The organism is Diplocloster modestus (genome assembly GCF_019042245.1).
Classification (GTDB): Bacteria; Bacillota; Clostridia; order Lachnospirales; family Lachnospiraceae; genus Diplocloster; species Diplocloster modestus.
Window position 1 is genome coordinate 346,177 of the sequence record NZ_JAHQCX010000005.1, and the last position, 26,782, is coordinate 372,958.

At 45.9% G+C, this 26,782-nt stretch carries 20 protein-coding genes and 2 tRNA genes; 8 read left to right on the forward strand and 14 right to left on the reverse strand.

Annotation, left to right across the window (positions count from 1 at the left end; translation table 11 throughout):
• Positions 1–125: 125 nt before the first annotated feature.
• A complete protein-coding gene (locus tag KTH90_RS10255) occupies positions 126–1,238 on the reverse strand; it encodes an ABC transporter ATP-binding protein (RefSeq protein ID WP_158351258.1) in 1,113 nt (370 codons plus the stop codon).
• Positions 1,239–1,587: 349 nt separating this feature from the next.
• On the opposite strand from KTH90_RS10255, the gene KTH90_RS10260 reads away from it, so the two are divergent.
• Positions 1,588–2,283, forward strand: coding sequence for a YesL family protein (locus KTH90_RS10260; RefSeq protein WP_158351259.1), 696 nt, complete (start codon positions 1,588–1,590; stop codon positions 2,281–2,283).
• A 1,414-nt stretch (positions 2,284–3,697) separates the two neighbouring features.
• Here KTH90_RS10260 and KTH90_RS10265 read toward each other — a convergent pair.
• The 4 genes from KTH90_RS10265 to KTH90_RS10280 all read right to left on the reverse strand — a co-directional run bounded on the left by KTH90_RS10265 (position 3,698) and on the right by KTH90_RS10280 (position 9,978).
• The gene (locus KTH90_RS10265) at positions 3,698–6,310 is read right to left on the reverse strand and encodes a sensor histidine kinase (RefSeq protein WP_238726749.1); all 2,613 of its coding nucleotides are present in this window, start codon (positions 6,308–6,310) and stop codon (positions 3,698–3,700) included.
• 25 nt (positions 6,311–6,335) lie between these two features.
• Positions 6,336–7,031: a response regulator transcription factor gene (locus KTH90_RS10270; protein ID WP_158351260.1), complete on the reverse strand. Its 696-nt coding sequence runs from the start codon at positions 7,029–7,031 to the stop codon at positions 6,336–6,338.
• A gap of 620 nt (positions 7,032–7,651) precedes the next feature.
• Complete coding sequence (locus tag KTH90_RS10275) at positions 7,652–8,812, reverse strand: DUF1002 domain-containing protein (RefSeq protein ID WP_238726750.1); 1,161 nt, start codon at positions 8,810–8,812, stop codon at positions 7,652–7,654.
• Between the two features lie 206 nt (positions 8,813–9,018).
• A complete protein-coding gene (locus KTH90_RS10280; protein WP_238726751.1) occupies positions 9,019–9,978 on the reverse strand; it encodes a calcium/sodium antiporter in 960 nt (319 codons plus the stop codon).
• A 785-nt stretch (positions 9,979–10,763) separates the two neighbouring features.
• Here KTH90_RS10280 and KTH90_RS10285 point away from each other — a divergent pair.
• Both KTH90_RS10285 and KTH90_RS10290 read left to right on the forward strand, forming a co-directional pair.
• Complete coding sequence (locus tag KTH90_RS10285) at positions 10,764–11,447, forward strand: RluA family pseudouridine synthase (RefSeq protein ID WP_238726752.1); 684 nt, start codon at positions 10,764–10,766, stop codon at positions 11,445–11,447.
• A 73-nt stretch (positions 11,448–11,520) separates the two neighbouring features.
• On the forward strand, positions 11,521–12,306 hold the full coding sequence (locus tag KTH90_RS10290) for a helix-turn-helix transcriptional regulator (protein WP_238726753.1): 786 nt from the start codon (positions 11,521–11,523) through the stop codon (positions 12,304–12,306).
• A gap of 52 nt (positions 12,307–12,358) precedes the next feature.
• Here the strand turns inward: KTH90_RS10290 and arfA are convergent, their stop codons facing one another.
• A complete protein-coding gene (arfA, locus tag KTH90_RS10295; RefSeq protein WP_238726754.1) occupies positions 12,359–13,870 on the reverse strand; it encodes an arabinosylfuranosidase ArfA in 1,512 nt (503 codons plus the stop codon).
• 245 nt (positions 13,871–14,115) lie between these two features.
• On the opposite strand from arfA, the gene KTH90_RS10300 reads away from it, so the two are divergent.
• A complete protein-coding gene (locus KTH90_RS10300; RefSeq protein ID WP_238726755.1) occupies positions 14,116–15,177 on the forward strand; it encodes an AI-2E family transporter in 1,062 nt (353 codons plus the stop codon).
• Between the two features lie 1,243 nt (positions 15,178–16,420).
• Here KTH90_RS10300 and gnpA read toward each other — a convergent pair.
• From gnpA to KTH90_RS10325, 5 genes are all read right to left on the reverse strand, one after another.
• Positions 16,421–18,577 carry a 1,3-beta-galactosyl-N-acetylhexosamine phosphorylase gene (gene gnpA, locus KTH90_RS10305; protein ID WP_238726756.1) on the reverse strand — a complete coding sequence of 719 codons (2,157 nt, stop codon included), beginning with the start codon at positions 18,575–18,577 and terminating at the stop codon, positions 16,421–16,423.
• Positions 18,578–18,618: 41 nt separating this feature from the next.
• Positions 18,619–18,798, reverse strand: a complete 180-nt coding sequence (locus KTH90_RS10310) for a DUF6903 family protein (RefSeq protein ID WP_158351269.1) — start codon at positions 18,796–18,798, stop codon at positions 18,619–18,621.
• Between the two features lie 13 nt (positions 18,799–18,811).
• Complete coding sequence (locus tag KTH90_RS10315; protein ID WP_238726757.1) at positions 18,812–19,705, reverse strand: carbohydrate ABC transporter permease; 894 nt, start codon at positions 19,703–19,705, stop codon at positions 18,812–18,814.
• 15 nt (positions 19,706–19,720) lie between these two features.
• Positions 19,721–20,620 carry a carbohydrate ABC transporter permease gene (locus tag KTH90_RS10320; RefSeq protein ID WP_158351271.1) on the reverse strand — a complete coding sequence of 300 codons (900 nt, stop codon included), beginning with the start codon at positions 20,618–20,620 and terminating at the stop codon, positions 19,721–19,723.
• Positions 20,621–20,765: 145 nt separating this feature from the next.
• Positions 20,766–22,160, reverse strand: coding sequence for a carbohydrate ABC transporter substrate-binding protein (locus KTH90_RS10325; protein ID WP_158351272.1), 1,395 nt, complete (start codon positions 22,158–22,160; stop codon positions 20,766–20,768).
• A gap of 388 nt (positions 22,161–22,548) precedes the next feature.
• On the opposite strand from KTH90_RS10325, the gene KTH90_RS10330 reads away from it, so the two are divergent.
• The 3 genes from KTH90_RS10330 (at position 22,549) to KTH90_RS10340 (ending at position 23,832) form a co-directional block, all read left to right on the forward strand.
• The gene (locus tag KTH90_RS10330) at positions 22,549–23,391 is read left to right on the forward strand and encodes an AraC family transcriptional regulator (RefSeq protein WP_158351273.1); all 843 of its coding nucleotides are present in this window, start codon (positions 22,549–22,551) and stop codon (positions 23,389–23,391) included.
• Between the two features lie 259 nt (positions 23,392–23,650).
• A tRNA-Pro gene (locus tag KTH90_RS10335) sits at positions 23,651–23,724 on the forward strand.
• A gap of 34 nt (positions 23,725–23,758) precedes the next feature.
• Positions 23,759–23,832 (forward strand) — tRNA-Pro (locus tag KTH90_RS10340).
• 76 nt (positions 23,833–23,908) lie between these two features.
• Here the strand turns inward: KTH90_RS10340 and KTH90_RS10345 are convergent.
• The 3 genes from KTH90_RS10345 to KTH90_RS10355 all read right to left on the reverse strand — a co-directional run bounded on the left by KTH90_RS10345 (position 23,909) and on the right by KTH90_RS10355 (position 25,866).
• On the reverse strand, positions 23,909–25,135 hold the full coding sequence (locus KTH90_RS10345) for a tyrosine-type recombinase/integrase (RefSeq protein WP_238726758.1): 1,227 nt from the start codon (positions 25,133–25,135) through the stop codon (positions 23,909–23,911).
• 136 nt (positions 25,136–25,271) lie between these two features.
• On the reverse strand, positions 25,272–25,658 hold the full coding sequence (locus KTH90_RS10350) for a type II toxin-antitoxin system HicB family antitoxin (RefSeq protein ID WP_238726759.1): 387 nt from the start codon (positions 25,656–25,658) through the stop codon (positions 25,272–25,274).
• A 37-nt stretch (positions 25,659–25,695) separates the two neighbouring features.
• Positions 25,696–25,866 (reverse strand): type II toxin-antitoxin system HicA family toxin, encoded by a 171-nt coding sequence (locus tag KTH90_RS10355; protein ID WP_238726760.1) that lies wholly within the window; start codon positions 25,864–25,866, stop codon positions 25,696–25,698.
• Positions 25,867–26,009: 143 nt separating this feature from the next.
• On the opposite strand from KTH90_RS10355, the gene KTH90_RS25445 reads away from it, so the two are divergent.
• A complete protein-coding gene (locus KTH90_RS25445) occupies positions 26,010–26,207 on the forward strand; it encodes a helix-turn-helix domain-containing protein (RefSeq protein ID WP_408626285.1) in 198 nt (65 codons plus the stop codon).
• Positions 26,208–26,782 lie beyond the last annotated feature (575 nt).

Consider the following 26,782-nt stretch of genomic DNA (forward strand, 5'->3'; position numbering starts at 1 on the left):
CCCCATTCTAAATGTTCTTTTCCAAAAACGCAAGTCCCCTCTCTGAAAAAAGTACCTTTCTCGCGCATTTTCCCGGAAATAGAAAACCCCGGCAGGAAAAGCCCTGCCGGGGTGATGATCTCATTTTAGTTGGTGATGGTCAGTTCGGTTTCTTTGTCGAATACGTGGATTCTCTCTACATCCAGAGCAAATTTCACGGTATCACCCGTTCTTGCTGTCGTACGGGGATCCACTCTGGCTGTCATCGGGAAGCCTTCTACATCGAAGTATAAGTAAACTTCCGCACCCAGCAGCTCGTAAACTTTGATGGTGGATTCCACAACGCTGTTCGGAGAGGCTTCGATGAACATCTGGCTGTCGTTTACATCTTCCGGACGAATTCCGAGTACAACGGTCTTTCCGTCATATCCGCCGGAGATTAATTTCTTCGCCTTTGCAGGAGGAAGCTGAATCGCGTGAGGTCCTACCTGAAGGGTAACTTTATCCCCATTTACCTTGCACACTGCGTCCAGGAAGTTCATCTGAGGAGATCCGATGAATCCGGCAACAAACAGATTGCAGGGAGCTGCATATAAGTTCTGAGGGGTATCTACCTGCTGGATTAAACCGTCTTTCATAACGACGATTCTGGTTCCCAGTGTCATAGCCTCTGTCTGGTCATGGGTTACATAGATGATGGTAGTTCCCAGTCTCTGATGCAGTTTGGAAATCTCAATACGCATCTGGACTCTTAACTTGGCATCCAGGTTGGACAGAGGTTCGTCCATCAGGAATACTTTGGGATCACGTACGATAGCACGTCCCATAGCAACACGCTGTCTCTGGCCGCCGGACAGAGCCTTCGGTTTACGGTCTAACAGGGGTTCCAGATCCAGGATTCTGGCTGCCTCTTTTACCATTTTATCTATCTGATCTTTGGGGACTTTTCTTAATTTGAGACCGAATGCCATGTTATCATATACGGTCATATGAGGATACAGAGCGTAGTTCTGGAATACCATAGCGATATCTCTGTCTTTGGGCTCCACGTCGTTTACTACTCTGTCACCGATCCTTAATTCGCCAGAAGAGATCTCTTCCAGACCTGCGATCATACGAAGGGTTGTAGATTTACCACATCCGGAGGGACCTACGAAGATGATGAACTCTTTGTCTTCGATTTCCAGATTGAAATTCTTAACGGCCTCGAAACCGTTGGGATACACTTTACAAATGTCTTTCAATGATAAACTTGCCATGTGTTAATTCCTCCTAAACTATTTTCTGTTTTATCTCGAGATGGCGTCTCAATTACTGCATTTAGTATAACGTAATCTTCCATTTCCGACCATGCCACTATCCACCAAAGATTCCAGAAATCCTTTGGTACATTCGACAAAGGGATTTTAAAGACAAAGCGGCCGCCGTCAATCTGCCGAAGATTTTTAAGATTTCATAGACAAGTTGACGAATCTTCCTTTTCGATTGATTTATGTCTGCTCATTCGCTATAATCTATTATAAATGCAAACGAAAAATTGTCGAATCAAGGGCGTATCTCGACGCATCCTGATTTCCTAATTCATATCACGAGAGAAAGGTCGATTCTATGAGTAACTTTTTTAACATGGACAATAAGTTCTTCACAGCGCTGGGGCGTATCGCGGACATGATCATTCTGAACGTCATCTTTGTGGTCTGCTGCATACCCATCGTCACCATCGGGGCCGCCTGGACCGCCATGTATTATGTAGCCTTGAAGATGGTAAAAAATGAGGAATCCTATATTATCCGCAGCTTCCTAAAATCTTTCAAGGATAATTTCAAGCAGGCCACGATCATCTGGGTGATCTTCCTGATCGCAGGTATTATCCTGGGCGTGGACTTCTGGGTCATGACCGGCGTAACCGCTGCCTGGGGCAAGGTTTTCTTCTACGCGCTGGGCGTCGTGGCGCTGATGTACGCATTTACCCTGGCTTACGTATTCCCGGTATTATCTAAATTCTATAATACCACGAAAAATACGGTGAAGAACGCATTTCTGATGAGTCTGCGGCATTTGCCCTGGACCATATTGATTGTGCTGATTACGTATCTCCCGCTGATTATCTTTTTCTTTTTGACACAGATTTTCTTTGTTATTTTACCATTCTGGATCATTGCCGGATTCGGCGTGCAGGCTTTTGTCAGCTCTTATATTTTCGTCCGGGTATTTAAGCACTACATGCCGGAAGAAACCGAGATGGAAGAGACGGAATTCCACGTTCCTATCGCCGATGAGGATTCTAAGACAGATAACGAATAAGCGGTAAGGGACACGATCAAAGCAGTATTATGTAGAAGGAGAACGAACCTCCCTCTTGATGTCAGAAGGACCGGTGCACAACACGCCAGATGGAGTGCGCCGATCCTTTTCTGTTTATTGTTTATTGTTTTTCGTTTATTCTTCGATTATTTGGCAATTAAAATTCAATTAGTTTACATTTTGTATCATAATATATTATATTACTGTTGTTCAGAAGTCAAATACTTCGAATTAGAGGACAGCATAGACAATCAAAGCTTCGCCGTGATATAATTTTAATGTAATTTGAGTTTATAATCATTTTACTTCATCAAAATTTTTGCTTTAATCTGATTAATAGAGTGGTTACTTTCAATTCCATCTAATCTTAATATTGTTATTTGGTTACTCAAAAATAAGGCGTAAACAATCCACAAAAACTACTCTTTAGAAATACTAATCTTTTAAGATGCGCTGACTTGTAATCAATCTAAGAATTATACTTTCCTATTAATTTCTCAGAACAAAAATCCCAGAATATAGTCGTGTATTTTAAGAATATGCTGAGATGTAAATTAACTTATTTAATCATGGATTAAAATTTTTACTTTGATGATCATTTAAAACATAATGAAAGTGGGGTGATACCATTGGAAATGTTTATGGAATCCCGTTAGAGTTACTTCTGTTATCGGTTGTGCGGCAGGCTCCAGATATACTGTTGAAATTAACAGAAAGCAGGGTCGTGGACGACTGAACTCGAAAACTATATCTATAATAATTAAGGAAAAACCATGAAATATTACTTAAAAATAATCTGTTGCCAACTCTCATACTATGTAATAATTGGGGGTTTATCAACCGTAAAAGAAAGCCTTGATCACTATGCAAAAGTGAATTTTAGTTCCTTTTATCCGTCGCTCATTGTTTTACTAATATCATGCTTGGTATTAGGCGTAATATTATGTTTTTTAGCTATAGGAATCACTCCTGCCAACAAAAAATTTACTACGATTGAATTAATAATAACGTTATTATTATCACTTTTCGTTTATATTACAACCACAATTATATTTCACTGCCATTATTCCGCTATTATCAAGCTAATTCTCATCTTATATGGGGTGGAAATATTTAAAACCATCTATTATATACGTAAAACCATTTGAATTCGAGACTTAGTACGACAGAAAAAGGGATTCATTCAGGAACAGGACACAGCTGGCCATATGGCTTACACTGTGTCCTGGTTTGTGTGTCCTGGTCTTGTGCTTCCTCTTCTTTCCGCCCTTCGGATAAATTTTCGTAACCTCATTTTGGGCAGCTTTAGCCGTTTATGATATAAGCAGCCTAAAACCAGCTGCTGCCGATCATCTTTACTGTGATAAATAAAAGCAACATTCCGCATATAATAAGCAGCGCCGGAATTATCGCTCTATTCTTCCTCATGCTTCTCCTCTTGTTTATTCTCTTGTTTATTCTCTTGTTTATTCTCTTGTTTATTCTCTTGTTTATTCTCTTGTTTACTCTCTCGCTTCTCCGCTTGATTCTTCTCCTGCGTTTCCGCTTGATTCTTCTCTTGTTCCCGCTCTTCTCTTTTCACTTCCGCTTTGACAAAGGATATGGTCACGCGGAAAAGATCGCCATCCAGGTAGATCTCGAAATTACCGTTCTGAAGCTCTGTCAGGTTTTTGGCAATGGACAGCCCCAGCCCGCTGCCTTCGGTGCTCCTGGACACATCTCCGCGGATGAACCGTTCGGTCAGCTCGTCAGCCCGGATATTCAGCGGGTGCTCGGATATATTTTTGATCGAGAAACGGATAGATCGGTCTTCTTCAGTCAGGTCTACATAAACCCGGGTATGGGACAGCGCATATTTCGCTACATTGTTGAACAGATTATCCAGCATACGGTACAGCCGGCGGCCATCCGCCCGTACTACCACAGGTTCCTTCGGCAGGTTTTCGATCAGCTGCAAATCCCTGGCCTCGAATTTCTCGGTAAATTCCGCAGTCGTCTGATTGATCAGTTCTACGAAATTCAGGTGTTCAAAATTTAATGCAATATTCCCTGAGCTTACCTTGGAAGCCTCCACCAGATCTTCCGTCAGCTGTTTTAACCTCTGAGATTTTTCATCCAGGATACGGATGTAGCCGCTGATTTTCTCATCCTGGATATGTTCTCTTTTCAGCAGATCCACATAGTTGATAATGGACGTCAGGGGCGTTTTGATATCGTGGGACACATTCGTGATCAGATCTGTTTTCAGCCTCTCATTTTTCATACTGTCGGCTACCGCGTTCTGCAGCCCTTCCCCTATGTTGTTCACCGCCTGTGCGATTTTAAGATTGTCATCCTTTAACGATCCTGTTTCCAGTTTATAATCCAGATCACCGTCCCTGATCTTTTGAATACCTTGCATAATCGCACTGCGCTGTCCCTCTTCTCTCAGAAGACGAGCCCCCACAAAGGCGTTGAAGCCAAGGGCCAGCAGTCCGAAGAGCAGCAGGCTGAATCGGGACCGAGCCTGGATCATAAATAAAGCCAGCAGAAAGTCAATCAGCAGGAAGCCCAGATAGCTGACCAACAGCCTGACATTGGAACGGATTCCTCTCACTCCGCCGTACAGGGTACCGATAAACCAGCCAAGAATACTTTTCTTCCAGAAGATACCTCCTTTGATTTTTCTGACCAGGCACAGATATCCGGCCATCAGCAGCAGGTCTGCCAGAATGGATACGGTAATGGCAGACAGGATGATCAGCGACCTTACATTGTACATAGTATTCAGTACCATTACCGCAGCAAAGACGACAAAGCCTCCCAGCGCGGCAATACAGGCCAGGACAAATTCTGTCGGTATGTTGTCTACCGAAGACAGATGGATTTCTTCGTCATCCGCCCGTTTGCCGGCCACGACCGTTAACGCAACCAATACGATAATGTAAAGGAAAAGGGAAATCAATCCTCCGTACATCAGGGCCTGGAACCAGGGTCTGGTCTGTTCATATTCTATTTTGGATTCGTAGAATCCATCGTGTATCGGATATGAGGTATCCACACCTACCGCGATCGTATAGTCTCCGCCTGCAAGCGCCGACAGTTGATTCAGATTCCGGTATATATTTTCCATGGTCACTCTGGAATCCATATAGCTCCAGCCGTTTACTGCCTGATCCAGAGCTTTGTTGAATGAATCTATATTGGACTTGGGACTTTTTTCAAAATTTAAGGAAACGGAATCCAGGTAGATATAAGCCCCCAGCTTGCGGATGCTATGAATGGCTTCGTCCGCTTCGGCCGTATTACTGATACCGCTTATGTTACTGTAAGCTTTTCCGGTGGTTCGGTTTACTATCGTGTAGCGAAGATTGCTTTTATCCTCCTGATATTTCGCCAAATTCCATTTGTACTGTTCAACTCCGTTATACGCGTTGTCGATGGCGTCAGACAAATAGCCATACATCTTAGAAGGATTAATCTCCGGATGCTGTTCCAGATACTCTTCCAGGCTGACATCTCCAACCGGCGCGTAGCTCTCATCAAATTTATAATATTCTTGCTCCGTTTGGACAGTCACGGAATCATCCGCCGTTTTGGATGCAGTCGCGCTCGAATAGCTGACCCCGTCGACATCCGTAGTTTCTGCGGCTTCCTGCATATTATAGCTTTCATTTTCTTTCCCCTGCCTGCCCCACTTTACCAGATCTTCCAGGTAATAGCCTATACTGCGTGTCACTTCTCCTGTAATACGGCCATTTAGCGCATAATCTTCAATATCCACGATTTTCTTCGGATTATAGACGCCGTCCGTTTCGTAATTATATTTATAATCTGTCAGCCAGATTGTGTCATAGACACCGCTCATGAACGCATCATCAAATTGGGTTGACTGCTCATATTTGCCCTGTCCGCTGAACAGGCTGTCTCCGCCCTTCATCAGCATAAGTGTGCCAAAGCAGACGGAGAGCACCATGATGCCTACCAGCACCTGCTGCAGAACCAGCAGGACCGCTTTTCCCCCCGGGGAATAAACAAATCTTTTCATAGTTTCCTCCTTCTTCTACAAGGTTTCAGGATAGCTTTTCGACCTTGTATCCAATCCCCCATACCACTTTCAGATAGCGGGGTTCCTTCGGATTAATCTCGATCTTCTCACGGATATGCCGGATATGGACCGCCACCGTATTATCTGCCGCGATAGCCTCCTCGTTCCAGATATTTTCATAGATCTGATCGATCGAAAATACTTTTCCCTGGTTTTTAACCAACAGCAATAATATCTTATACTCGATGGGGGTCAGTTTTACCAGTTCGCCGTCCACCGTAACTTCCTTCAACTCGTCATTTACTTTAAGTCCTCCGGTCTGAAATACCTGGCTGCCGGATTCCTGTATATTTCCCAATTGGGTGTATCGCCTTAACTGTGATTTTACCCTGGCAATGAGTTCCAGGGGGTTAAACGGCTTCGTCACATAATCGTCCGCTCCGATGTTCAGGCCCAGGATCTTATCCGCGTCCTCGGATTTGGCTGATAAGATGATGATCGGAAGGCTGTTATTTTCCCGGATCTTTAAGGTCGCGCGGATACCGTCCAGCTTTGGCATCATGACATCGATCACCAGCAGATGGATATCGTTCTCTTTTAGCATATCCACAGCCTGCTGGCCGTCATAAGCTTTTAATATGTGATAGCCCTCCTGTGTCAGATAAATGTCGATTGCTTCTACTATTTCTTTATCATCGTCACACACTAATATATTCTGCATTTTTTCCTCCAGTGGCGCGTTTACCGCGCCATAAATTCTACGGAAAAAGGTACACTGTACCTTTTTTCGCATGCTACGCGAAGGGATGGGAGAACATTTTGTTCAACCTTTCCTCCATCGTGCATATTTTTGCACATATAAGTATGGGTGAAAGAACCGAATCGCCCCGCCCTCTATTATACCTCAACCCCTTTCATCGGTCATCTTTTTTCCTTCTTCTGTATCATCTGTTTCTAACAGATATCGGCTCTTTTCCCTTATCTTTACCGATTTCTTATATTTTAATATATCCCTTATGGAGCAGCTATGCTGAGACCCCGCCCGAAGGGCATGTGTTATGGGATGCTGTAAAGTATAACATTTGAATATTAAGTCCTGTTCAAAAGAATTATGAAGAATTTCTTAATATATAAAAGATATATAATAGAATTTGGAATTATAAGCACTTCTCTTTCACGTGCAGCAGCAAGGATGCGGCTCCCGCCTAAACAGTTAAATTGCCTTTCCGGACGAAACACAGATTGCGGCATTTCGCAAATTTAAAACGACAATAACTTAACGGGACATGTCCCAGATCAATTTGGACATGTCCCGTTTCGTATGTTTCGTTGTTTGTCTCTTTAATTACCGAAGAGGGATGCGAAAAAGTTCTTGATCGCATTCCATATATTTGAGAAGAAAGCGCCGATACCGGAGTTATCAAAATTCAGATCCAGATCCAATCCGCTTAATTTGTCATAAATATCCTTTGCCTGATTCAGCAGGGTATCCACATCAATATCCAGATCACTGAACTTCTTCATCAGCTCCAACAGCTGCTGTTTATCATGATCGGATAGGGTGATTTCCAGTTTATCAGAGGCTTTGTTGATCACCTCCATAATGTCCTCATCGCTGTCCAGGCCGTTCTCTGCTACGTACTGCTTGATGAGGGCGATCAGCTCTTCCACTTTCTGGGGATCCCCGATGGTTTTCGCCAGTTCGCCGGTCAGGGCCAGCTCGTTATTGGCCACGGCCAGGGAGTCCTTCGGCAGCTCTTTACCGGTCATCTGCTCATAGGCTTTCGCTACGCCTACCAGTGCCGCAGTACCAGCAATGGGTTTGGGTCCTGCCACGACTACATTGGCATCTTCAATACCGGCGGTAACCAGAGCGTTTCGATACATATTTTCCGTACAATAATTAATGTTAAAACAGCTGACATTGATTCCGGACCCTTTGTCCAGTTTATTAATCAGAACTGAGGACCAGGACTTGGAGCCGATCAGCTTGGAATCTACAAATTCATCCAGATACGCGTGCTCTTCCGCATTCGTGACCTGTACCACATCAAATTCACTCAGGTCACGTCCTTCCAGGCCCAGAAGCCTGAGAACCGTAGCCTTTTGGCTGTCATCAAGATCCGCTCCCAATGCCAGATACGGTTTGGAAGTGGGCGGTTCTGCCTGGGTAGGCGTTTCCGTCGGGGCAGGCGTCTCTGACGGAGTAACCTCAGGAGTCGGCGTCGGATTATTGATCTCATTGGAAGCCCCGTTCTGCGCAGGAGTCGGCGTCGGAGCCGGGGTGGGCGTAGGCGTCGCGGCCGGGACTGCCTCCGGGGTGGGTGTAGGCGTCGCTTCCGGGGCCGGCGTCGGCGTCGCTTCCGCCCCGCCTTCAGCCGACACAGCCTCCGCGCCCTGCTGTGCGCCGTCAGCCGGCTGTTCGGTTGCAAAAGCTGTCATCGTTGACATCATAAGTGTGACCACTGCTAAAAATATGGCCAGCATCCTTTTCTTTTTCATGTTCTCTCCTCCTATAATTAGGTTCAGAATAATTGCTGCGGCTACCCGCCGCTGTTAAATACCTGACCATTATAGCACACTCTTTCCAAATATGTTTTAATAATATCTGAAAATTATATTAAATATAATTACCATATAATTTCCTTAATACGAGCGTTCTGCCACACCTATGGATATGGATGAACATTTTATGTTACCCTTTCTTATCACCGCAAAATAATATAGATCATATAACCCACATAACAGATCACCATGATTACCCCCTCCATACGGTTCACTTTCCGGTTTGACGCAATGAAGAAATAGGACATGATGCTGACCACAATCAGGAATACCATATCATATAGGGATTCCTGGTTTACCAATACCGGATGGATGGCGGATGAGGCGCCCAGTACCAACAGAATGTTGAATATGTTTGAGCCCACCACATTACCCATGGCAATGTCGCTCTCGCCCTTCCTAGCCGCTACCACCGAGGTCGCCAGTTCGGGAAGCGAGGTGCCGATCGCTACGATCGTCAATCCGATCAGGGTTTGGCTCAGGCCGAACGCAGCGGCGATCTGTGTCGCGGCGCTGACTACCAGATTGCCGCCGATGACGATCCCCAGCATACCGGCTAAAATGTAAATAATGCTGACCGCGGGGGACTTCAGCGGCTTGTGATCTTCCGGAAAATCCTGAAACTCTTTTCTGGCCTTCAGCGCATCCTTTAGCGTATAAGCCAGGAATACGGCGAACAGTACCAGCAGAACCATTCCGTCATACCTGGACACATAAGCGGTGGCCTGTCCGAACAACACTTTGTCCAGGCACATCACCAGAAGAACTATGGTAATCAGAATGGAATAAGGGAATTCTCTTCGGATCACCGACCGTTTCACCGCGATCGGCGTCATAACCGCACTGAGTCCTGCCACTACCAGCAGATTAAAAATGTTGGAACCGATTACATTGCTGACCGCCAGCTCGTTTGCGCCGGAAATCGCCGCATTGATACTGACGGAAGCTTCCGGCAGGCTGGTTCCCATCGCTACGATCGTAAGCCCGATAATGATGCTGGGGACTTTCAGCAGCTTAGCTATGTTGGAACTTCCTTCTACGAAATAGTCGGCGCCTTTTACCAGAAAAATAAAGCCAACTGCCAATAACAGATACTTTAACATTTACCATTCCTCCAGCTTTTTCTAATAGTATGTGCGCTTTTGTGTCTGAACAAACGCTTCCTTTTTCCGCTCTGCTTTTCCCAACAAAAAAAGACTGTTTATTGCAACACAAAACTGCAATAAAAGTCTCGCTACAACGATAAGAAGTATGCGGCCCGGATTATTCCCATAATCGTGATGACGGATCCGCATAACATTATTGCTAATGCCAGCTACTCCCCTTTATCTTTGCTAAGTATAAACAATTCAAAAGGGCCTTGTCAAGCGCCGATATCAAAAATCAGCCGTGAATAGTAACTGCTGATAAAATGTTTTATTTTCCTAAATATTTTTTAGGCACGCTAAAAGTTTTTGTATATATCAACGGATAACCTTACAAGTTTCCTTCTATTATCGTTCAATCTGCGAATAGCCCTTTTTTTGTATTTTGATATAATAATAGTATCAAAGGAAAGAGAGGTGTATCATATGTTCCTTGTTGCATATATTTTAGTATTCTCATTGTTAGCAGCGGAGGCTTATCCCGTTCTTCGCAACAGTTGGAGAAAATCCCGCTAGTATGCGGATCCGGTCCCCGAATTGATCCGGATCAATCTTTACGATTGGCCCTTATCATATTGACCTTACCATCATTGCGTTCCTATGTTCTGCTTTATAACTTCTCAGAACCAGGCCGGCACTCCAGTTTACCGTATATGCCGGAATCCCTGGTTCTCATTGATTTTATCTTTCTTTTCCACTATATTGTGATACAATAAATGAAAACATTTTACAGGAGGTTCCCCATGAACCCGAATATTTTGTATGAAGATAATCAGCTTCTGGTCTGCTGTAAGCCGGCCGGTGTTCCGGTTCAGAGCAGACAGATCGGCGTGATGGATATGGAGAGTTCTCTGAAGAATTACCTGGCTTCGAAAGGAAAATCCGGACAGGCTCCCTATCTTGGTCTCATCCATCGTCTGGACCAGCCGGTGGAAGGTATCCTGTGTTTTGCCAGAACACCGGCTGCTGCAGCCTCCCTAAGTTCACAGCTGACAGATGGGACCATGCGCAAATATTACCTGGCCGTAACCACTGCCGTACCTGCGCATGCTCAGGGCACACTGACGGATTATCTGCTGAAAGACGGCAGAAAGAATCTCTCCGCCGTAGCGGACCCCACCATAAAGGGCGCGAAAAAATCGGTACTGTCCTACCAGGTCCAGGCTGCACAGGATTCCCGCGCTCTGCTGGAAATACAGCTGAAAACCGGCCGCCATCACCAGATCCGTGTGCAGCTGTCCCACGCGGGCTTTCCTCTTTGGGGGGATACAAAGTATAATCCGCAGTCCGCATCCCCTGACGAATGGCTGCAAATCGCACTGTGCGCATATCGGCTGGAATTCCGCCATCCTGCCACCGGTAAGGATATGACTTTCAAAATCATGCCGGAAAATGAGATTTTCAGGACATTTGCCAATAATCTGTGACACGGACCTCTATGCCATAAACCAAACCGTCTGACCGTATTCCCAGACCGGCAGCCCGTATGAGGTGAAAAATATGCTTACGATTGAATACTGTGGTTATCACACACACAATCCGGATCAGGATTTGATTTACCGGCCTGCCGGAACACTCAGCTATCTGTTTCTGCTGGCGCTCTCCCCCATGTCCTTTTATTTTACGGACGGGACCAGCCAGGCCGCCAGGCCTGGTGCCTGTATTCTATACGCTCCGGGTATTTATCAGCATTATCAGGCTGAAAAGGAATTCTTCAACAGTTATGTCCACTTTTTTTGCAGCGACAGCATGGTTTCAGAAAAATCACTGCGCATCAACGAACTGTTTTATCCGGACAGTGCGGAAAGGCTGAACTGGCTGATCAAACAGCTATATCATGAATATCTGAACCCCACGGCCGATTCTAAAGAAATGGCTGATCTGTATCTGCGCCAGCTGCTGATCCTGCTGCAGCGTGACCAGCGCAAGGAAAATATCCCTGCCGAACAGAGGTCCGGAATCTATCCCGAGTTGTTGGCCTTAAGAGAGCAGATGCTCAGTTCCTGTGAGCAGCCCTGGGCAGTGGAACAGCTCTGTGATATTCTAAACATCGGCAAAAGCCAGCTCTATCTGTATTACCGGCGTTTCTTTCACAGCTCCCCCAAGGAAGACCTGATACAAGCCAGGCTTCAAAAGGCCCGGTATCTGTTGACCAACAGCAACGTGACGATACAGCAGGCAGCGTTCGATTCGGGATTCCAGAATATCTGTCATTTCAACCGGCAGTTTAAGCTGCATTGCGGGTGTACGCCGGGTGAGTATCGGGATAACCTGCAAGGCCGGTAAACGCGGGGAACGAATAAGGCGGCGTCATCTGTTTTAATCAGTGAATATCGAATTAACTTTTTGCTAATCTTATTACATGGAAGCTTTTGTCACAGAGGACTGCGTGCAGGATTCCGCTTTCAACCTTTGCATTGCCGCCGGAGGAGGGTTTTACGCGGTCAGGGACTTCCTGGGTATTGACGGCTTTCAGGTCAGGGTGGTTCAGGACGATATGCTCTTTTACCTGATAGTCCTTAAACTGGCGCAGATCACAGCTTAACTCCATGGATTCTTCCAAGTCTTTATTTATCGCAAATATAGTCAGCGCGGACGCTTCACCGGATTCGTTTTCATTTAGAATACAGACGCTGTCCAGGTAGGGAGCGTCGCCGTACCGGCATTCGTACACCGGAGTGTCTGCCACGGTGTGCAGTACGGTGCCCCGGCCGTATCTGCTGATCAGAGCAAACGGATAATAGATGGTCTGTTTCCATGCCCCGGTGTCGGAGGTCATGATCGGGGCTATGACATTTACCAGCTGTGCCAGGCACGCGATCCGGACACGGTCGGCATGACGCAGCATGGTGATCATCATACCGGCTGCCAGTAAAGCATCCTCAAAGTTATAGATATCTTCCAGCTGATGAGGTGCTTTACACCAGGGTTTCAGGTGCTTGTCCTGCTCTTTGGAGTGATACCAGACATTCCATTCGTCAAAGGAAAGATGGATGGACTTTTTTTTGCGCTTTTTCGCTTTTACCGCGTCGCAGATGGAGATTACGGAACAGATAAACTGGTCCATGGCCAGCGTATTTGCCAAAAATCCCGGGGTATCGTCTGCGAAGTTATCATAGTATTGATGCAGTGAAAGATATTCTACCTGGTCATAACATTCGGACAGAACAGTGTCTTCCCAGTCTCCAAAAGTATCCATGTAAAGCGAAGAACTTCCACAGGCTACCAGCTCTACGTCCGGGTCCACCATTTTCATGATGCGGCCGGTCTCCGCAGCGATTCTGCCGTATTCAGATGCTGTTTTGTGTCCCATCTGCCAGGGGCCGTCCATCTCATTTCCAAGACACCACAGCTTTATGCCGTGGGGATTTTTATACCCATGGGCTATTCGGAGATCACTGTAATAGCTGCCGCCTTTCAGGTTACAGTATTCCAGAATACTTTTGGCTTCTTCGGGACCACGGGTTCCCAGATTGACAGCCATCATAGGCGCGGTACCCGCCAGTGAGGTCCAGTCCATGAATTCGTTCAGCCCGAACTGATTGGTCTCGATCACATTCCAGGCCGGTTCGATTTTTTGTGGACGCAGCTCTTTTGGCCCGATACCATCTTCCCAGTGATAACCGGAGACAAAGTTCCCACCCGGATAACGGACTACAGGCACTTGTAATTCCCGGACCAATTCCATGACATCCCGCCGAAACCCGTTTTTATCGGAAAGCGGGCTATCCGGCTGATAGATCCCTTCATAGACCGCGCGCCCCAGATGTTCGATAAAAGAACCGTATATTCTCTCATCTACATCTCCCACTCTCATATACCGATCGATATGTAATACTGTTTTTTTCATAATGAATCCCTTCCTCCTGTTCTTGATCAGACTTTGCGTAGTTTCCTTATCCTTTATTCAAGTTATCCCATTTACCATTAAAAAGGAACTGTCTTTTATCTTTATGTATTGACTTTTCTTCCGGTTTTTATCGTTTTTCATCAAAGCGATACGTTGAAAATACCGGTTATAAAAAAGACGAATACAGATATACTAATCAGGAATGTTAAGAAAACAAATCTGCCGCAGAGGAACTGGGTGAACATATGGATTGGAAACTGACGAAAAGAAAAAAAGCAACCCTTGTCATTATCGGGGTAACCATTGCAGTCTATCTGGGTATGAAATACCTGCTTCCACTGGTTATTCCATTTTTCATCGCTCTTTTTCTGGCGCGTTTCATGCAGCCCCTTATTCGAAAAATTAGAAAGAAAATAAAAATCAACAGCGGCCTTCTGGCAGGAATCTTTCTGTTGATCGCCGGCAGCATTTTATTCTTTCTTCTGTTCCTTCTTACAGAAAAACTGATATCCCAGATCGTGTACCTGCTTAACCATCTGAGTGTGTACGAAAGCCGCCTTCGGAATATCCTCTACGGCTGCTGCTGCTGTCTGGAAGACTGGTTTAAGATACCGGCGGAACAGCTGCAGAACGTAATACTGGAAAACATCACGGTCTTTATTGACAACCTCCAGGTAAATCTGATCCCCACAATTATGAACGAGTCTGTGAATTACATCCGGATATTTGTAGAAATACTGGGCGTAGTCCTGATTACGGTCATTTCCACCATATTGATCGCCAAGGATTTCGATAAGCTGAAAGAGTGTAACAGCAAATATTACTATTATCGTTACATCCAGAATCTGGGACACCACCTCATGGCTGCAGGCGGTTCCTATATGAAAGCGCAGCTGCTGATCATGACCATCATCGCCGTCATCTGCATCCTGGGCCTCCTGCTCCTGAAAAACCCCTATGCGCTTCTCGTCGGCATAGGCATCGGTCTTCTGGATGCCCTTCCGGTCTTCGGCACCGGTTCCGTACTGATCCCCTGGGTCATTATAGAGCTTCTGCGCGGAAACTTCTTCCAGGCAGCTATCCTGTTCAGTCTCTACATCATATGCAGCTGCACCCGCGAATTCCTGGAGCCAAAACTAATCGGAGATAAACTGGGTTTCCCACCGGTGGTCATCATCATAACCATATATATTGGTCTAAATCTGTTCGGAATCCCCGGCGTTTTCCTGGGCCCTATCTCACTGCTGCTGATCGGAGAAATCGTCCACGAGATCTTCATACACTATAGTTTGAGTTTGAAGAAGTGAATTTGTTTTAGGGGCCGGGGCTGCTGGAGGGGGATGCCGGGTTCCGGGCAGGGCTTTGCGGGGATGGACGGGGTTGAATGGACGGGCCGGCGCGGGGAAATTCCCGCCGCTGAAAAAGCAACCTCATAAACAGCTACAGGAGCCTCTGAAAGCAGTGGGAATGTCGGCGTGTGAGCCTCTATTCCCACTTAAGTCTCCCTCCGCTATTCGGCCATGCTTTTTCTGCGGCGGGAATTTCCCCGCGCTGGCCCGTCCATTCAACCCCGTCCATCCCCGCAAAGCCCCGCCCGGAACCCGGCATCCCCCTCCAGCAGCCCCTACACTAAATCTATTGGGAGCGATTGCCTTTTCATAACCGCTCAAATATATATTGTTTCAGTCCACCCCCGGCAGTTTTGCAGAGTTGACCGCTTCTTACAGAGCTATATAACGATACCTTATATACATCGGGGATTACCAGTTTTCTACGCCCACTACCTCCTTCAAGCGAATATGGACGATATAGACCCCCAGAGACTGTCCGAAAACCAGGGCGCAGCCCGCCAGGGAGAGCGGTGTCTATGGGCCTCTTCCTCATATAAGGCGCCCGCGTCAAATCTTAATGAAATCGGGTAACAGCCTTAAGTGAGGAAGAGGCCCATAGACACCGCTCTCCCTGGCGGGCTGCGCCCTGGTTTTCGGACAGTCTCCCCACAAATAAAGTAACGAATATATCACTCATCATGTTGAACAAGATGAAACAACAAAGCACATACCTTAAAATTTGTATCCTCCTATTGCAAACTCTAAGCTTTTATTAGAGTAGGAGCAGAGACGCCGGAAACGACTTCCCCGGACAGGGATTACGGCAGTCCTTTGGCTGATACCGGGACGGTTGGCCCACCTCATCGCAGCGCTTCTTTGTGTCCGCTTCCGGCGGGCATAGGGCGGCTGAGTAACCGCTTAGTGAAATTCAAAAGCCGGATTCAGGATGCACGGCGGACTTCACGTCCGACGGGCAAGGGCCACTGAGCCGGGAACGCATCCTGCGTTCCTGGCGAATTGGCCTGGTTCCTGAATCCGGCTTTTGGATTTCACTTAGCTGCTACCAGCGCAAGCCATCAGCCCGCCGGAAGCGGACACAAAGAAGCGCTGCGATGGGGCGGGCCAACCGTCCCGGTATCAGCCAAAGGATTGCCGTAATCCCTGTCCGGGGAAGCCGTTTCCGGCGTCTCTGCTCCGGCCCCCCTAAAACAAAATCCCCTTAAATCTCATACCAACGTATCTCATTAGCCTCCAGCTCCAGCTGGAAGCTGCTCTTATCTCCTGTGTAAATTGTTGTTGTCTGAGGCTCATAGGTATTGTTGACTACGCAGTATTTTCCGCTGTCTACGTAAGCGTGTACTTCTACGTTAAAGTTGCTGCTGAACCATTTGTATAGATTCTCCTCATCGTGGGTGCTCCACAGAATGGAACGGTAGAGCAGGCGGTTGTTCTCGAAGCTGTAGGGCAGCCCGCTTAAGTACACGGCCCTTCCCTGGCCGAAATCATTTACAGCCATCTGGACTTCCTGGTCCCGCTGGGCCAGGATTGTGGTACCTTCCAGGGCGAAGATATTCTTCTTGCCCTCTCCGAAATCCACCGGACCTGTACAGTCTTCCAGAATGAAGTGGCTGTGTTCTTCCCAGTTGTATTTATCATAGCCCAGTGTGAAGTCTCTTTCTTCCTCTATGCCAAATACGTTGGCCAGCTGGATGAATCTGCCGTTGGCCTGATGGCCGGTGGGTTCTCCGACGCCGATCAGTCCTCCTCCCTGATGGACGAATTCTTTTACGGCGGAGGCGATCACCGGATCGCACCACCATTCACCGCCGGTATATGCGGTATCCGCGTCGCCTACGTTTAGCAGGACGTCGATGTCGTTCAGGATGGAGGGGTCTTTCTTAATGTCCTCGAAGCTGATAAAGCGGACATCAAAGGGGGCTCCTGACAGAGCCTCGATGACTCCCGCGTAGGAATAGTTCTGTTTGTGGTAAATGGCGTGATGTACCATGTGGTTGCCCCAGGCTCTCATCCTGCCCCAACAGTTTAGGACCGCGATGGTTTTGATGCAGTAGGGCGTTGTGCCTTTGATATTTTTATAGAGTTCCCGGAACTCGTCACATACGGATTCTACGTAATCCACGAAATCGGGGAACTGGGTCGCTAATTTCAGGTATCCGCCGTAGCCGATCCGGTCCACAGGTTTCCGCAGGATCGCCCGCCGGGCTGTGACCCACCCTTCCTTGGCCAGTTTAACCGGATCGCCGCCCTCGTAGAAGGTGTCCGGGAAGAAATAGGGTAAAAGGCGGCCCTCCGTATATTTTACGCCCTGGATATCGCTGATCAGCCGCAGCGTCGCGCCGTTTCCAACACTTCCCACCACTGCGTCCAGACCCAGTGTTTTGAACTCTTCCATAAACGGCTCGGTTCCGATCCAGTGGTCTCCCAGGAACATCATGGCTTCCCGGCCGCATTCATGGGTAATGTCCACCATCTCGCGCACGATCTTCGCCACCTCCCGGCGCTGGAACGCCTGGAAGTCCCGGAACTCCTTCGTGGGTATCCGGTAGTTGTTATTATAATAGCCCTGGTCGATGATGTATTCCGGCCGGAAAGGATAACCCGCTTCTTTTTCAAACTGCTCCAGAATATACGGGCTCACCGATGCGGAATATCCATACCAGTCCACGTATTTCTCCCGCGCCAGCTCGTCGAAAATCAGTGTGAACTGGTGGAAAAACGTGGTAAACCGCAGTACCTTTACATAAGGATGATCCTTGATAAATTTCCTGAGCCGCTTCATGGTATAGGCGTGAGTCTTTGGCTGACGGACATCGAAAGTAATCTGATGCTCCACATTTTCCCAATTGTTGGTAACTGCGTTGTACATATGAACCGGGTCCCACATGATATAGGCCAGGAAGCTGACCGTGTAATCGTGGAACGGCTCGGTCTGGATCGTCACGTCCCCACCCTTTTCGTCATAGCTCCATTTGTCTGTGGAAACCACTTCACCGGTGGTCCGGTCGATCACTTCCCACCAGCGATTGATATCATCCCGGCTGTTGGGGGTCAGCATATCGGGGTAAAGCCCTTTCATCAGATGGACCTTAAGCCTTCTGCCCGTCGCTGTGTAAAAAGGTGTCATTACATACATCTGCTGTATTTCATCCGGATTGGCCATCGCCCATGCATTATCTTTTCGTGTTGTATAATAAGTCGAATATATTTTAGCGTCCACTTCCCGAAGCTCTTTGGGAAAGTCAGTACCATCACAGTCTCTGACTGCATCTGCCCCCCAGCGGTCCATCAGCGTCAGAGTCTCCGGGATGACGTCAATGTCGGTCGGTATGGTGACACGGCCTTTCGTATGTTCCATATGAAAAGTCCTCCTGATAATTCCGGATTTTAAACTCCGGGTTATTTATATTTGCGGTTGTAGAACCACAGCAGCACTACCAGGCCGGCCAGGCCCAGAAGCATTACTCCCAGTCCGGCTGCGCCCACGTTCTTCTGTCCGATGACCACCAGGGAAAGGCTGATGATAAATACGACCAGAACCACCAGTGCGGTTACGATTTTCTTTGCAGTTTCACTCATAATGTCAACCCCCTTATCCTTTCAAACCGCCGAGGGTCATACCCTGGGTCAGCTTCTTCTGAACACAGATGTAGAGTATCAGGGTGGGTACCATAACGATAACCAGGCCGGCATACAGCTGCCCGTACTGCACCGCGGACTTCTGAGCGGCCATCAGATTCATCAGGCCCACCGGAAGGGTTTTCAGTTCCGGTTTCGTCAGCAATGTCATGGAAATGATGTATTCATTCCAGAAGGCCAGGAAGTTGAACAGAATAACGGTTACCACGCTGGGTTTAGCCATGGGCATAATAACCTGTATCATCGTTCTGGCGTATCCGGCGCCGTCCACATACGCCGCCTCCTCGTAATCCTTGGCCAGCGATTTGAAATAGCCGGACAGCAGATAGATGGTAAACGGCAGGGCTGTCGACGCGTACACCAGCGCCAGTATGAACAGATTGTTCAGGAAAAACGGATGGCCCGTCCACTGCCGCAGCACTTTATCACCGTTATTTAACATCAGGAAAATGGGCACCACGATGTAGTTTACGTTAACGAACAGACCGGCCATAAACATCACGTTCCACAGGCCGCTGCTTTTGAACTTAAACCGGGCCAGTACATAGGCGGCCGGAAGCGCGATCACGATCAGCAGAGCAATACCGATAGCCACGACGATCACAGAGTTTAACATATAAGAACCCATGTTGGCTTTCTGCCAGGCGTCCGCGAAGTTCGCCAGGTGAATCCCCTGGGGCAGCGCCCATGGATTTCCGTAGAACTCGGAGTTTTCCTTGATGGAAGCAATGAAAACCCAGGCGACCGGTACGATAATCATGACGGCCAGCAGGCTTAATACGATATAGATTCCCGCTTTATAAGCTTTCGGACTGCCCGTCTTTAAAGCATTTTTATTTTCTTTCATTCCGATTCACCTCCTTTAGAATTCAAGCTCTTCACGCTTGGTTACAGCGTTCAGGACGCCGGCCAGCGCAAATGAGAACAGGAACACCATAACGCCGATGGCCATACCGTATCCATATGAGGAATTCGTATAGGCCTCCTGGTACATGTAGCTTAAGAACACGCTGGATGCCCCGTCCGGTCCCCCGTTGGTCATGGCTTTTACGAACAGGAAGCTCATGTTGATCGTACTGATGATAAAGAACGTCAGGGTGGTCCTTATATTGGTCCAGATCAGCGGTATCGTAATGGTAAAGAACTGTTTGATTCTCCCGGCCCCTTCCATGCTGGCCGCTTCATAGAGGCTTTCCGGTATGTTCGCCATACTGGCCATATACATGACCATATAGTAACCGATAGCCTGCCATATCATGGCGATGACGATGCTGTAGATTACGATCTTCTGGCTGCCCAGCCACAGGATCGGGTTATCGATGCCGTTCTGCCCCCGGAACAGGTTCAAAAACGAATTGAGAAGGCCCTGGTTCGGATCGTAGATCGCGGAAAAGATCGCGCTGATGACAACTACGGACAGAATGTTGGGGATATAGAAAATAACTCTGTAAAAATTCTGTCCTTTGATTTTCTCACGGGTCAGCATGGCCGCGAAGAGAAGTGCCAGCCCGAAGGTCACGATGGTCACGATCACAATGAGCAGTATGGAATTCTGGAATGCCTGATAAAATTTATCACTTTGGAAAAGCTTCTGAAAGTTCTGTAATCCTACAAAGGTTTTCTCATCCGTATACCCGCCCCATTTGAACATGGACATGCGGAAAACGTCTATCGTGGGAATTATCATAAAGATAAAAAACAGGATGACGGCCGGAGCAAGACAGAAAAATATAAATCTGCCTCTCCCTTTTTGTTTATTCATTGCTTCATCTCCAATCTTTGGGTCTGTGGACAAGAAAGTATTTCCTGTCGAATAAATAAGGGCCGCCGCACTAAGATTTCTGCCTCCTGATCCGGCAGGCTTAAATATTCTTAGTACGGCAGCCCCACTATGGTTTACAGGGGTATTATTTCAGGGCTGCACGGAGTGCATCGCTGTCTTTTTTCACCTGTTCCACCCACTGTTCTTCGGTCTTGTCACCGCTGACCAGAGAGTTGATCGGGTCAAAGAAGGTAGTACGGACGGTTACTCCTTCTACCGGATCTGTGGTTGCGAACGCGTCCATAACCGCGATAGCGCCGGTATCATAGATGGAGTAGTAAATCTTATTGTCGCCTTCCAGTTTATCTGCCATGCCCTTGATCGGCTGTACTGCAGGGGTCTCCCCGGATGCGAAGATCTCGGCTGCTTCATCGCTGTACAGATAAGCGATAAACTGTTTTCCAAGATCCTGGTTTACAGCGCCCTTCGGCATCCAGATCTGCTCGAAGAAGGTATAGGAAGCCCGGTCTCCGCCTTCGGTTACTGCCGGAAGCGCGGTGAATCCCCATTTGAAGCCATCTGCGCGGGGAGCGTCTGCCATCTCACCGATGACCCAGTTGCCGTTCGGCATGAACAGGGCTTTATCATCCAGAATTAACTGCTGGTTTTTACGGAAATCATTGTCGTTGGCGTTAGCCGGAGTGGTTTTCTCCGTATAGGAAGCAAGTTTCGCGATAATATCGAAGGTCTGCTGTGCTTCCGGGGTATCCCAGATTCCTTCTCCGTAGCGGAGCGCTTCCTGGAATTTGTCGTTTCCTGCTGTCTCACGAAGCAGGGCATAGAAGAATGCGTCGAAGTATCCGGCTGTCGGATAGGTAAATAAAGAGATTCCTTCTGCTTTGGCTTTGTCGCCTAATTCCCACATCTCATCCCAGGTCGTCGGCACGGTCCAGCCTTTTGCCTCAAAAAGGCCGGCATCATAGAACAGTCCGCAAGGGCCGTAGAACATGGGCATCAGATAGGTTTTACCATCGCCGTAGGGGTTCGTGATAGAGTTGTCAACGAAACCGGGCAGGATCTTTTCGCCTACCGTAACATCTTCACCGGGAACCGTCATCGCCAATACGTCTGTCATTTCCACGATGTTGTTATCTTTGATGAAGGTTTCGGTCAGGGCGGATTCCGCACCTACCGCACGCATGATCACATCCGGGTAATCTCCGGCTTTCATGGCGGGGGTAATGATGTCTTCGAGCTTTTTATCAATGGTCAGTTCCACTTTCACGCCAGGGTTTGCTTTCTCAAAGGCGGCGGCTACATCCTGCCACATCTGGGCGCCGTAAGCGGTCTCAACTGCTGCTACTTTCAGCGTCTGTTCTCCTGCTGCGGGCTCTTTCGCTTCGTCAGATCCATTGTCTGCGGGTGCGGAACTTTCAGGGGCCGGAGCTTTATTCTCTTCTTCCTTACTGCTGCCGCAGGCTACAAGGCTCAGTGTCATGGCTGCTGCCAGAACCAGGCTTAGAACTTTCTTCGCTTTCATAGTATTTCCTCCTTAAACTTTCTCAATCGCTGTTCATCAGCTTAGAGATCCTCGTTCCTGTGTATCACAGGTCTGTACTTAAAGAATAGTCTGAATTGCCTGTGAATTCAACACAGATATTGCGCATAATTTTATATATCTTGCTTTTTTGCTTAAAATCCAGATCTGATTATATTTATACAGTTTCACACGGTAAATCGCTGTATTGAAGAAATATCATTTGGGATTTTGTATATTTTATAGTTATTTCTTCCAATTTTTCTCGTTTTATTGTCTTGTTTTAGTTTTTTTGCTATAATAAGAATACAAATAATTGATATTACGTAAAACGCAAGAAACATAATAATTTTTGACTAATTCATGAACATTTTGTAAACGGAGGGATCTCATGGGCAATACCAGATATCAGCTGACCGATACGAATCATGATAAAATAGCGGCAAAGCTACTGTTCGTCAGTTCTTCCGTATATGAAGGGGATTGGCCCAGTATTCAGCATACCCATTACTTCACGGAGCTATTCTACGTACGGGGCGGCAGCGGAAAATTTATCGTCGAAGATAAAACATTTTCTGTAACCCAGGACGACCTGGTAATCATCAACCCGAATGTGGAGCATACGGAAGTCTCTCTTGGAACCGTTCCGCTGGAATATGTGGTGCTGGGTGTGGAGGGGCTGTGCTTTTCTTTCAATGAAAATGCGGATTATACCGTATTCAATTACCGCAACCGCCGGGAGAACCTTATGTTCTATTTTAATGCTATGGTGGCGGAAATGGAACAGAAAGAGAAAAATTATGAGCTGGTCTGCCAGGATCTGCTGGAAGTACTTCTGGTGAACGTGGTCCGGCATGCGGGTTTTACCTTTGAAGTCGTCCCTGCTCAGAAAACTACCAGGGAATGCGGACGTGCGAAGAGATATATTGATTCGAATTATATGGAAGATATTACTTTGGATACACTGGCTGAAATCGCGCATTTGAACAAGTTTTATTTTGTTCATGCGTTTACCGGCTGTTACGGCTTGTCTCCGATTAATTATCTGAATGATAAACGAATCCGTTGCAGCAAAGAATTGTTACAGTCTACCGATCACAGTATCGCTGAGGTCGCGCAGCTGTCCGGGTTCTCTTCACAGAGTTATTTTGCCCAGAGTTTTAAAAAAGCATGCGGCGTCACAGCCGGTTCTTATCGTAAAATGATGAAGCGGGGACAGGAGGCGGCAGGGTAGGGAGCTGTGGAGTCCGATGTGATTAAGCTTCCGGTTCTGTTGGCTGGCTCTGTTGGCCATCTGTCATGGTTCCGCTTTTTGCCTGCTTCGCTGCTGCCTTTGTGGTGCCTGATGCTTTTTGGAGGGTGGGGTTCGTTTGTATTTGTTTCATTTGGGTAAATTGGGGGGTGAAATTTGGAGGAGAATTTTCTAATAAATTGTTGACAAATCGGGAGCTTATCTGTATAATAACTTATGCTGACCCAATGGGGATCAGTATCGAAGCGTGGCTCAGCTTGGTAGAGCGCTACGTTAGGGACGTAGAGGTCGCAGGTTCAAATCCTGTCGCTTCGACTTAGGGATTTTCCCTTTTATATAAATTTAATATCGAAGCGTGGCTCAGCTTGGTAGAGCGCTGCGTTCGGGACGCAGAGGTCGCAGGTTCAAATCCTGTCGCTTCGATTATTGAAAAGCTAGTGTTTATGCGGTTTTGTTGTTAATCAACGAATACCGCATTTATTTTTTTCTAAGTTTTTTTCTAAGAACCCGTGTTACTAGAGGATACTTCGTTTCTGAATAATTTATCCGCGTAACCACTTAAAGTATCTTTTTGCATAATTTTATTTGGATGAACATAATTCTTCATAATCATTTCAACGCTGCTTCCCATAATCTCTGCAACAATAGCCGGACTTTTATCATTAACTAATATCATATTCGTACCGAAACTATGTCTTGCATCATATAACCGTATATCTGGCAGAAAAGAATTACCATCTGGTAATTTCCCAAATCCATCCGCAAGCAATTCCAATTCTTTGTTGTGCTTTGCTATGATTCTTTTAAATGCTTTATAATAAACGTCCGGATTTACAGGATTCCCATTTTTTTGTGTAAATATATAATCATTATCAAAATATGTGATATCTTTGCTTATGCATTCTAACTTATCGTACTTTTTCATTTCAATACGACGTAATAGTAAATTTTCGTAAAAAGGTAACACAACTAACGATCTGTGGCTATCATCTGTTTTCATATATGTTTCCTGCGAATATTTGTCATACCCTCGTTTTAGTTTTAAAATACCTTTTCCCAGTAGGTCAGATGCATTTAAACCACATACCTCGCCTGGGCGCATACCATATCCAAACGACATGGCAAACATTTCGTAGTATCTTGATGTTTTCACAGAACCTAACGACATAAAATAACTGATCGTTTCGGTATCCCATACTTTAAATTCGCGTTTTTTCAAAGAAGCTCCTTTTATACCTAAACATGGGTTGTCCGTTATTACACGTTCTGGAAAAACAGCATATTCAAATATCATGTTCAGAACGCTTAATGCTCGATTTACAGTTTTTGGTTTGTATTCCTTCTTCATTTCATCAACGAATTTTTTAATATTTACTGATGTGATTTTATGACAATAAACATCGTCAAATATATCACTAAGGTACGAATTATAATAATCTTTATCAGTACGATAAGTATTATTTGATAATTCCTTATTTTTTACTAGTACAATCCTTGCCTCAAACCATTTACACGCAACTTCTTTAAACTTTGATTTTGTCTTTGGAATTTTTCCATTTTTTACTTTTTCTTTGAGTTTCTCTTCTGCTACAAGCGCCTTTATTTCAGTAGAATACCCTGTGTCTCCATATACAGGTTTTTTATTAATCGAGTCCCATACACAAGGGTAATATTTTGTTATCTCCTTTCCATTTTTATTTTTATACGTTTTCGGTTGTATACTCATAATATCGCACTCCTTAATTCATAACCAAAATTTGATTATGCCAAGGCCATATGATATACTTAGCTCGAGGAAATCAGGCTACGTACAGGTCAATTTTCTCTATTATTCCGCTCCTGTTGCAGCAGGGGCGGTTTTTTTAAGCATCAAGTGTTTTTATTAGTGCCTCCTGCAATATTTTTGAAAAATTCACCCCTGCTCTTTCTGCTTTTTTATTTAGCCAACTCGGTATCGTCAAATTTTTTCTTACCATTTTATTATCAAGCTCTGTTCTATACGATATAAAATCTACATCTACTAATGTTACAATATCCCTGTCACCGTGTACAATTTCTGATAGATCCGAAGGTTCAGGTAGATTTTTCCCCATATCTTCCAGCGTAGTACCCTTTAATCCAATTGCATCCCTAGCCATTTCTATGGACTCTGTAATATCATTCCCCTGCGTATCAATATCCAGGTCTGGGACTCTTATAATGTAAATTCCATCTGTCGGTGTCATAATTGTTGGATATGCTTTTCTCAAAATATTTACCTCCTTTTCCGTAGTGGAAATAGGGACTTTACAGTCCCCATTTCCTTATTAATTTTTTTGCAAGGACTTCATTGATGTCAGGATGGCGGGGGATTTCTTCAAGATGTTCTCCATCTGTATAAATATCATGTCTTCCACCATGTCTTACAAGCTCCCAACCGCCTGCTTCAAACTTTTTTACAAGTTCTCTCCTCTTCATTAGTATGTCCTCCTTACACTTTATATTATACGCATTTATGCGCATTTTGTCAATGCTTTTATACGTATTTATGCGTATCATTTTATTTTTTGCAATGTTCGCACATTTGTACTAATATAAACGGTATAGAGGATATAGACTTAATGAATGTGCTTATATGGAAGATCCGATACGATCGACAATTGTCATTGCGTAAAATGGAACAATTAACTAGTATCCCTCGTTCAACTTTACACGAAATTGAAAGTGGGCAAGTAATGCCTCGACTCGATCAACTGGAAAATATTGCCAAAGGTCTAAATCTCAAAATAACCGATCTCTTCGATTCAGATTTCAAATGAATTATATCATTTCTTAGTAAAAAATATCGGTTTTTGATATAAAAGTCCGGATTTTCGGACAATTATATCGAAATCAAGACATACATGTCCTTAAATAGTATAATTAAAGAAAAAAGGGGACGGTTCCAATGGACTACGACGCTAAGTCATTTAAAAAAGCGATTTACGAAATGGTAGAACCTCTAAACGACCTCATTTTACTTGCAATGATCTATACATACATAAAATACGTTAGATAAGGAAAGTCCCCTTTTAAGGGGATTTTTCTTTTCGAAATAATAATTTAGCATCAAAAGCAAACGTATCCCACACACAAGATTGGTCTACCATAACGGGTAAACCATCATCATATACACCGTCCTCCCACAATCACGACACACTATATAAAACAGTGAATGTCGGTAGTGCAAATGCACTAGGGTTAACTGGGGCGACGGTCTCGTACAGAATCAACAACAAAATTGGAGTGCTCTCGATTGTAGGTAAGGCCAGCGCCGGGATCGGTAATGCAGAGGTGGATCTCGCTTCCGGAATATCCCCAGCACCGGCGGCCATGAGTTATGGTCATGCGTATT